General features: G+C 69.2%; 8 protein-coding genes and 1 pseudogene. 6 read left to right on the top strand and 3 right to left on the bottom strand.

Annotation, left to right across the window (positions count from 1 at the left end):
• Together AC1D1S_RS18265 and AC1D1S_RS18270 are read left to right on the top strand one after the other, a co-directional pair.
• Window positions 1-1,342, top strand: a 1,342-nt coding sequence (locus AC1D1S_RS18265; protein WP_476995114.1) for an ATP-dependent helicase C-terminal domain-containing protein, incomplete at its 5' end; no start/stop codon positions are given.
• Between the two features lie 189 nt (window positions 1,343-1,531).
• A complete protein-coding gene (locus tag AC1D1S_RS18270; protein WP_243177805.1) occupies window positions 1,532-2,755 on the top strand; it encodes a macrolide family glycosyltransferase in 1,224 nt (407 codons plus the stop codon).
• Window positions 2,756-2,778: 23 nt separating this feature from the next.
• Here the strand turns inward: AC1D1S_RS18270 and AC1D1S_RS18275 are convergent, their stop codons facing one another.
• Window positions 2,779-3,468: an alpha/beta hydrolase family protein gene (locus AC1D1S_RS18275; protein ID WP_243177804.1), complete on the bottom strand. Its 690-nt coding sequence runs from the start codon at window positions 3,466-3,468 to the stop codon at window positions 2,779-2,781.
• A 69-nt stretch (window positions 3,469-3,537) separates the two neighbouring features.
• Here AC1D1S_RS18275 and ligD point away from each other — a divergent pair, with 69 nt between their 5' ends.
• Window positions 3,538-4,563, top strand: a complete 1,026-nt coding sequence (gene ligD, locus AC1D1S_RS18280; RefSeq protein ID WP_476995115.1) for a non-homologous end-joining DNA ligase — start codon at window positions 3,538-3,540, stop codon at window positions 4,561-4,563.
• A gap of 67 nt (window positions 4,564-4,630) precedes the next feature.
• Complete coding sequence (locus tag AC1D1S_RS18285) at window positions 4,631-4,768, top strand: hypothetical protein (protein WP_243177802.1); 138 nt, start codon at window positions 4,631-4,633, stop codon at window positions 4,766-4,768.
• Here the strand turns inward: AC1D1S_RS18285 and AC1D1S_RS18290 are convergent.
• Both AC1D1S_RS18290 and AC1D1S_RS18295 read right to left on the bottom strand, forming a co-directional pair.
• The gene (locus AC1D1S_RS18290) at window positions 4,758-5,018 is read right to left on the bottom strand and encodes a hypothetical protein (protein ID WP_243177801.1); all 261 of its coding nucleotides are present in this window, start codon (window positions 5,016-5,018) and stop codon (window positions 4,758-4,760) included. The genes AC1D1S_RS18285 and AC1D1S_RS18290 overlap by 11 nt on opposite strands.
• Window positions 5,019-5,228: 210 nt before the next feature.
• Window positions 5,229-5,576, bottom strand: coding sequence for a hypothetical protein (locus AC1D1S_RS18295; RefSeq protein ID WP_043436051.1), 348 nt, complete (start codon window positions 5,574-5,576; stop codon window positions 5,229-5,231).
• Between the two features lie 375 nt (window positions 5,577-5,951).
• On the opposite strand from AC1D1S_RS18295, the pseudogene AC1D1S_RS18300 reads away from it, so the two are divergent.
• Together AC1D1S_RS18300 and AC1D1S_RS18305 are read left to right on the top strand one after the other, a co-directional pair.
• Window positions 5,952-7,060, top strand: a pseudogene (locus tag AC1D1S_RS18300) (class I SAM-dependent methyltransferase).
• Window positions 7,061-7,130: 70 nt separating this feature from the next.
• On the top strand, window positions 7,131-7,986 hold an 856-nt coding region (locus AC1D1S_RS18305; RefSeq protein WP_476995116.1), incomplete at its 3' end, for a pirin family protein.

A 7,986-nucleotide genomic window follows, 5' to 3' on the forward strand; every position in this document is an offset into this window, starting at 1 on the left:
ACTCGGCGCCGTCACCGCGGACGGTCACGCAACCGAGGTGGGCAAGACCCTGGCCCGGGTCCCGACTGACCCCCGCCTTGCCCGCGCCCTGCTGGACGGCGCCGCGACGGTGGGCTACCGCACGGCGGCCGAGGCCGTCGCCCTGGTGTCGGGGGACCAGCGCGCACCGGGCGCAGACCTCACCAGACTGCTTGCCGCGCTGCGGACGGGCCGCGATCCCGGATCCCGGCGCTGGTCGGAGGACGTCCGGCGGATGGAATCAATCGCCCGGCAGGAATCCACCGGTGGCGGGCACCAGAAGCCATCCCGCGCCGCGCCGGTTGCGTCTGCTGGGGCCGTTGGTGCCGCGGAGGCCGTCGGGTTTGTCGTCGCCCTGGCCTTTCCGGACCGGGTGGCGCGCCGCGTTCCGGGCCAGGGGCCGGCACAATACCTGCTGACCTCCGGAACCCGGGCCGGGTTGCCGGCCGGCAGCGCCCTGTCCGGGCACGAATGGCTGGGAGTGGCCGAAGTGTCCCGCGCACAAGGGCGCGATGCCGCGGGGACCGGTGCCGTCATCCGCTCTGCGGCGCCGCTGACGGCGGACACCGCAGAGGCCGCCGCCGGCAACCTCCTGAGCGACACGCTGCAGGCGCGGTTTAGCCAGGGCCGGGTCTCGGCCCGGCGGGAGCGCCGCCTGGGCGCGATCGTGCTCTCGTCCACCCCGGTACGGCCTCCTGCGCAGGAAGGCCGCGCAGCTGTGGCCCGCGCACTGGCCAGCGAGGGGCTGGCCACCATCGGATGGTCGAACGCGGCGGACGGCTTGCGCCGCCGTCTTGCCCTGCTGCACCGGGAGCTGGGCGGGGCATGGCCCGACGTTTCCGAGCCCGCGTTGCTGGCCCGGCTTCAGGACTGGCTGGCCCCGGAGCTCGCGGCGTTGGCCGGCGGGGCATCGACGGGCGGGATCGACCTCGCCGGCCCGCTGGGCCGGCTGCTGCCGTGGCCCGAGGCGGCCCGGCTGGGCGAACTGGCACCCGAGTCGCTGGCGGTCCCCAGCGGATCCCGGATCCGGATCGACTACCCGGACGCGGCAGACGCCACCGGCCGGCCCGTGGTGGCCGTCAAGCTGCAGGAGTGCTTTGGCTGGGCGGAGACGCCGCGGCTGGCCGACGGGCGCGTGCCGGTGCTGTTCCACCTGCTCTCGCCGGCCCGCCGGCCCCTGGCCGTGACGGACGATCTCGCGTCCTTCTGGTCCGGGCCCTACGCCCAGGTCCGGGCCGAAATGCGCGGCCGYTATCCGCGGCATCCGTGGCCTGAAGACCCGTGGACCGCGCCCGCGACGGCCCGGACCAAGCCGCGGAACTAACGCCTGACCAGCTGCCCGGCGCTGCCAACTGACCACTCGCGCCGCGCGGTCAACAGGGGCATGATGAAGGAGCACGACGCCGGCGGGCCTCCGGACCCGCGGGACGACGGGCAAACAGGCCGGTCAACCGGGCCGGGCAAACCTGCCCGTCAAACAAAAAAATCAGCCACGCGATGAAGAGTGATGGCCATGCACCTTGCGTTCGTCTCCATTCCCGCCTACGGACACGTCAACCCGACCCTGCCGCTGGTGGCGGAGCTCGTGGTCCGGGGGCACAGGGTCACATACTTCACGTCCGCCGACTTTGAACCGCTGATCCGCAAGGCCGGCGCGGACTTTCACGCGTCCGGCGGGAACTGGATGGCATCGATGCCTTCCTTGGGGCCCGGGCAGAGGGCGCAGGCGCACCTCATGCTGCCGATCATGCACCGCGTGTTCGAGGACCTCAGAACCAGCTTTCCGGCGCTGGTCGATCAACTCCGCCAGGACCCGCCGGACGCCATCTGCTTTGACGCGATGACGCTCAGCGGCAGCATGGCGGCGGAAAAGATCGGCGCCCCGGCCATTGCCCTCATGCCCACCTATGCCACCAACGAGCACTTCTCGCTGAGATCGCTGATGCCTGCCCCGCCACCGGACGGCGCCGATGAGATGGCCAAGGTTGCCCTGGCCATGGGCCGATTGCTGGCGGAATTCGCGGCCGGGCAGGGCGTGCGGACACCGCGGATGTTCGATGGTCCGCCTGCGCCGTTCAACATCGTGTTCCTACCCCGCGAATTCCAGCCCATGGGGGCGACCTTCGATGACCGGTTCCGGTTTGTGGGTCCCAGCGTCGGCGGCCGGGACACCGACGGCGAATGGGAGCGTGAGGGAACGGGACCGCTGTTGTTCATCTCGCTGGGCACCACCCCGCTGAACCGCCGGCCGGACTTCTTCCGGATGTGCCTTGACGCCTTCGGCGGAAGCGAGTGGGACGTCGCGATGGCCGTCGGGGACCAGACCAGCATGGCCGATCTCGGAACGATTGCGCCGAACATCCGGGTCCGGCCGGTCTTCCCGCAGTTGCAGGTACTGCGCCGGACCGCCGTCTTCATCACCCACGCGGGCATGAATTCGACCATGGAAGCGCTGTATTACGCCGTCCCAATGGTGGCCGTGCCCCAGCAGCCGGAACAGGCGGCCACCGCCCGCCGGCTGGAAGAACTGGGTCTTGGCCTGCGCCTTGCGCCGGAGGACGTCGGGTCCGAAGCGCTCCGGGCCGCGGTCACCGCGGTCCATACGGACGCGCAGGTCCGGCGCAACCTGGCCGCGATGCGTGATGTTGTCCGCAGCGCGGGAGGGGCCGTGGCCGCCGCCGACGCCATCGAGGCGCGCGTGCAGCACGGGGCGGGCCGGTTCGGCGACGTCGGTTAGGCCGGGCCGTGACGCCAGACCGGTCAGGGGAGCGCGGCCGCCGGATTATCGCCGTGTGTCTTCAGGAATTCGGCGACCGTCGCCGCCAGTGACGCCCCCGCCTCGTCGGCACTGCGCTTCGCGCCGGCAACGGCAAAGGAGTGGTCCCCGCCCTCGCGCCACTCCACGGTCGCGGACGGCCCGATTTTGGTCGCCACGGCCTCCAGCAGTTCCGGGGTGGCGAACGTGTCCCGCGTGCCCTGCAGGAAGAGCATCGGCAGCGTCAGCCCATAGAGGTGCTCGTCGCGGAGCTTTTCCGGTTTCCCCGGCGGGTGCAGCGGGTAGCCCAGATAGACCAGCCCGGCAGCCGGCATGCCTTCCGCCACGGCCATTGAGGCCATGCGCCCGCCGAACGATTTCCCGGCGGCCCACAACGGCCGGCCCGCGGAACGGGATGCGGCGGCGGCCATGGCCGCCCGCCAGGTGGCGATGGCAGCCGGCGGCCGGTCCGGGAATTTTCGTCCTGCCTCGCGGTAGGGGAAGTTGAAGCGCAGGGTGGCGACGCCGAGTTCGTTCAGGGCGCGGGTGAAGCCCACAAGGAAGGGATGGTCCATTCCCGCCCCGGCGCCGTGGGCAACAACCAGGGTTGCGAAGGAGTCCTCGGGGCCGGCAAAGACGCCCGACACTGCGGCGTCGCCGACGTCAAGGGTGATCGGGAGCTCGGGCGTTGTCATGTGTCCATCATGCCCGGTGGAGGATGTTCCGCTCTTCAACTGTCCCCGCCGCCGGGGTAGGTTGTCCCCATGGCCAAGGAAGAAGTCCATCTCACCGTCAGCGGTCCGCACGGCGACCGGGAGTTGCGGGTGTCGAGCCCGGCGAGGGTCGTCTGGCCCGGCCTGGGACTGACCAAGCTGGACCTGGCCCGGTACATGGTGGCCGTCGGGGATGCCTTCCTGGCGGCGAACGGGGACCGGCCGGTGACCCTCCAGCGGTTCAAGGACACGGTGGACGGCGAGCAGTTCTTCTCCAAGAACCCGCCCAAGGGTGCGCCGGATTTCATCCGTTCGGTCGACGTCGTCTATCCCAGCGGACGCTCGCATCCCCAGCTTGTCATTGACGAAATCGCCGCCGCGGTGTGGGCGGTGCAGATGAATACGGTGGTCTTCCACCCCTGGCCCTCCCGGGCCGGAAATCCGGACAATCCGGACGAGTTGCGGATCGACCTCGACCCGCAGCCGGGTACCGGGTTCGCCGAGGCCGTTCCGGTCGCGATGGAGCTACGCCGCTTACTCGCGGAGGCCGGGCTGGATGCGTTCATCAAGACCTCAGGAAACCGGGGGCTCCATGTCTTTGCACCGATCGAGCCGACCCGGGAGTTCCTGGATGTGAGGCATGCAGTCATCGCGGCGGCGCGCGAACTCGAGCGGCGCCTGCCCGACCAGGTAACCACCGCCTGGTGGAAGGAAGAACGCGGCGCCCGCATCTTCGCCGACTTCAACCAGGCGAACCGTGACCGTACGATAGCGGGGGCCTACAGCCCGCGTGCACTCGCCACTGCCACCGTGTCGTGCCCAATCYGCTGGGAGGAGCTCGAGTCCGCCGATCCGACGACCTTCACGATCGTCACCGTGCCGGAACGGCTCAAAGCCACCGGCGATCCGTGGGAGGGCATGCATTCGGGCGGCGCGGGCACCGTCGATCTCCTCCTCGAATGGTGGGACAGGGATATCGAGGCCGGGCTGGGGGAGATGCCGTTCCCGCCGGACTTCCCGAAGATGCCCGGGGAACCGCCGCGGGTGCAACCCAGCCGCGCGCGCAACAGCGGCTGAGGCTGCCCGCGCGGACAGGCAACAGCCGCCGGCCCATCCGTGACCGCGCCCGCATCGAATTACCGGCATGAGCAAGTCGGAGAAGAAGAACCTGCGCTATTGCGACTACTACTGCTTCATGTCGCTGAAGGACTTCGCGGCCTGGGTGGACGCCGACGACGACCGGGAACCCGCCATGTCCTACGCCGTGACCCCTACCAGGTGAGTTCCTGGGCCTTTATTTCGTAGTGTCCGTCCCGTTCGGTGAACGTGGCCCGGTACCCGCGTTTGACACCGTTAACCACCATCTGGCAATCGGTATGCGTGTTGACCTTGATATCCGGGAAGTTCTTGCACTCCACTTCGGAGATCGTGACGCCAGGGTCCGTGGGTTTGGCGCGGGCCTTGATCCGCTCGGCCAGAACCTTGCCGCTGGTCTGCGGATCGAAGACCACCACCGACGGCGGGGCCGTCACCGTGGTTGTGGGGCCCGGTATGGCCGGGGGAGCGCCGCAACCCGTCATCAGGAGCGCCGCGCCCAGGCTTGCTGCACATGCAGTTCTGAATAAGTTCATCGTCGATCAAGTCCGTCCGACGCCCGACCACAGGGCTACCCGAGACCCAGGCTGCCAGACCCAACGATGCCCGGACGGGCTTGGGGAATCCTTGGCCCTGCGGCCGCGGTGCTAGCGGTGGGAACGGACGGTGCGAAGAATGCCGCGGATCGAAACGCCAACGGCGCACACCAGAGGGGCCAGCGCCACCAGGAGGACGACGGTGTTGGGCCTGAACGTCATGCGGCCCGAGGAGCCCTTGGCGTAGACGCCCAGGGGCAAGACGAAGCCGCCGCCCCCGCCTCCACTTCCGCCGCTGCCGGGCTGGGCGTCTTCCGGGCTGCTGCCTCCGCCGAACCCGAAGGACACCACCGCTACCGGGACGATCTCTTCTCCTGCGATGTTCACGGCGGGCCCGTAGGCCCGGGACACACCGACATTCTTGAACGTGTCCACGAGGGACGAGAAAGACTCAGACATAGGACACACCATAGGCAACAGCACCCCCACGCGCCAGAGCCGTTCGCCGCTGATGCTTTGGGAAGGAGTGGTGTGCGGGGAGGAGGTGAGGGGACGGGGAAAGGAATCGGAACCAAAGCTCTGGTTGCCGGGCGTGTCATGCCCTTAGATTTGGAACTGGCGCGGCTCAGCCCGCAGCACCGGAGACGAAGCACTGGAATTGAGGCACTGGACATGACGGCATCCACGAATGCGGCTTCACGGCTGGCCGACGCGCTGGCGATCATCCTTGGCACCGACGGCATCCCCCTGCGGCTGAAAGCCTGGGACGGCTCGGAAGCGGGACCGGAAGACGCTCCAGTCGTCGTTTTCCGGTCCCGGCGGGCACTTCGACGGATGCTGTGGTCCCCAGGGCAGCTTGGACTGAGCCGTGCCTACGTGGCCGGCGATGTCGAGGCACCCGGCGACATCTTCGCCGCCTTCGCGGCCATCAGTGCGGCGGGAAAGTTCGCCGAGCCCGGCCCGTTCCGGCCGCCGACACCCGGCGAGGTGTTCGCGCTGGTCAAAACAGCAGTCCGGCTCGGCGCGCTCGGAACGAACCCGGCGCCGCCGCCGGAGGAAGCGCGCGTGAGCAGGCACGGCCGGCGGCATTCCAAGGGGCGCGATGCCGCGGCCATTTCCCACCATTACGACGTCGGGAACGACTTTTACGCCCTCGTCCTGGGCCCTTCCATGGTGTACTCGTGCGCGGTCTGGGAGTCGGAGGAGACCGGGCTTGACGCCGCCCAGAGCGCCAAGCTCGATCTGGTCTGCCGCAAGTTGGGGCTCCGCCCGGGCATGCGGGTGCTGGACGTGGGATGCGGTTGGGGCAGCCTGGCGCTGCATGCCGCGCAACACTATGGGGCGTGACGCTCTCGGTCGAACAGGCGGCCCTGGCCCGCAAGCGGGCGGCGGACGCCGGACTCACGGACCGGGTGGACATCCGGGTGCAGGACTACCGGGACGTGGAGGACGGGCCGTTCGACGCGATCAGCTCCATCGGCATGTCAGAGCATGTGGGGCGCGAGCAGATCCAGCACTATTCTTCCCACCTGCAAGGCCTGCTCCGGCCGGGAGGACGGCTGCTTAACCACGCGATTTCCTGGAACGCCGGCGCGACCCCGCCGGACCCTGACTCCTTCATTCCCCGCTATGTATTCCCGGACGGCGAGATGCTCAGCCTCTCGGAGATGGTCGCGGCACTCGAATCGGCGGACCTGGAGATCATCGACGTCGAGGCGTTGCGGCCCCACTATGCCCTGACGCTCAGGGCGTGGGTGCGGAACCTGGAGGAGCACTGGGACGAGGCCGTGCGCTTGGCCGGGCTGGGAAGGGCCCGGGTGTGGCGGCTCTACATGGCCGCGAGCGCACTCGGCTTCGAGGCCGGCATCACGGGCGTGAACCAGATCCTGGTCCAGCGCCCGGGCGGCGCGGAACCCCCATTGCGCCGTTCGGCCTGGATGTGAGGCCCGGTCCTGGAAGGTCAGGCCGTGTGCGAAGGCTGACCCGCGGACCGCGCGAAGCTAGGCTGTCATCATGAGCAATACCGAAGTCGCGCCCCAGGAAATCCTCTGCGAAACGGACGGGACCTTCGCCGGCGTCGAACTCCTGGTTCCGCGGCAGGTCCCGCTGGGCGGCCCGCGCGCGATGGATGTGCGGCGCACCCTTCCGCAGCGCCAGCGCAGCCTCATTGGGGCGTGGTGCTTCCTGGACCACTACGGCCCGGACCAGGTCGGCGATTCTGGCGGCATGAATGTCCCGCGCCACCCGCACACCGGGCTTCAAACCGTCAGCTGGCTGTTCACAGGCGAGATCGAACACCGGGATTCGGCCGGCTTCCACGCAGCGGTGCGGCCCGGTGAAGTGAACCTCATGACCGCCGGCCGCGGCATCAGCCACTCCGAATTTTCCACCCCGGACACCACCGTCCTGCACGGCGCGCAGCTGTGGGTGGCGCTGCCGGACACGGCACGCCACATGGCGCCCACCTTTGAGCACTACCGTCCGGAGCCGGTCAGCGGAAACGGCTGGACCGTGCGCGTCTTCCTGGGCTCGCTCGCTGGGTCCGTCTCGCCCGTCACAACCCACACGCCCCTGCTCGGTGCTGAGCTCCTGCTCGAAGCGGGGACGGAGCTGACGCTCACAACAGATGCGTCCTTCGAACACGGCCTGCTCGTGGACTCGGGCAACCTTGCCCTGGACGGGCAGCCGGTCCCGAAGGACAACCTCGCGTACCTGCCCGTCGGCCACGGGTCCCTGACCCTGGTCGCGGGCAGCGAGGGAGCCCGCGTTCTCCTGATCGGCGGAGAGCCGCTGGGCGAAAAAATCGTGATGTGGTGGAACTTCGTCGGCCGCAGCCATGAGGAGATCGTTGCGTACAGGACCCAGTGGC

The organism is Arthrobacter sp. P1_A5 (assembly GCF_056406825.1).

Excerpts from the sequence above, each read along its gene's own strand:
- AC1D1S_RS18275 (WP_243177804.1), bottom strand. The coding sequence starts at position 3,468 with ATGACAACGCCCGAGCTCCCGATCACCCTTGACGTCGGCGACGCCGCA.
- AC1D1S_RS18285 (WP_243177802.1), top strand. The coding sequence starts at position 4,631 with ATGAGCAAGTCGGAGAAGAAGAACCTGCGCTATTGCGACTACTACTGC.
- AC1D1S_RS18295 (WP_043436051.1), bottom strand. The coding sequence starts at position 5,576 with ATGTCTGAGTCTTTCTCGTCCCTCGTGGACACGTTCAAGAATGTCGGT.
- AC1D1S_RS18270 (WP_243177805.1), top strand. The coding sequence starts at position 1,532 with ATGCACCTTGCGTTCGTCTCCATTCCCGCCTACGGACACGTCAACCCG.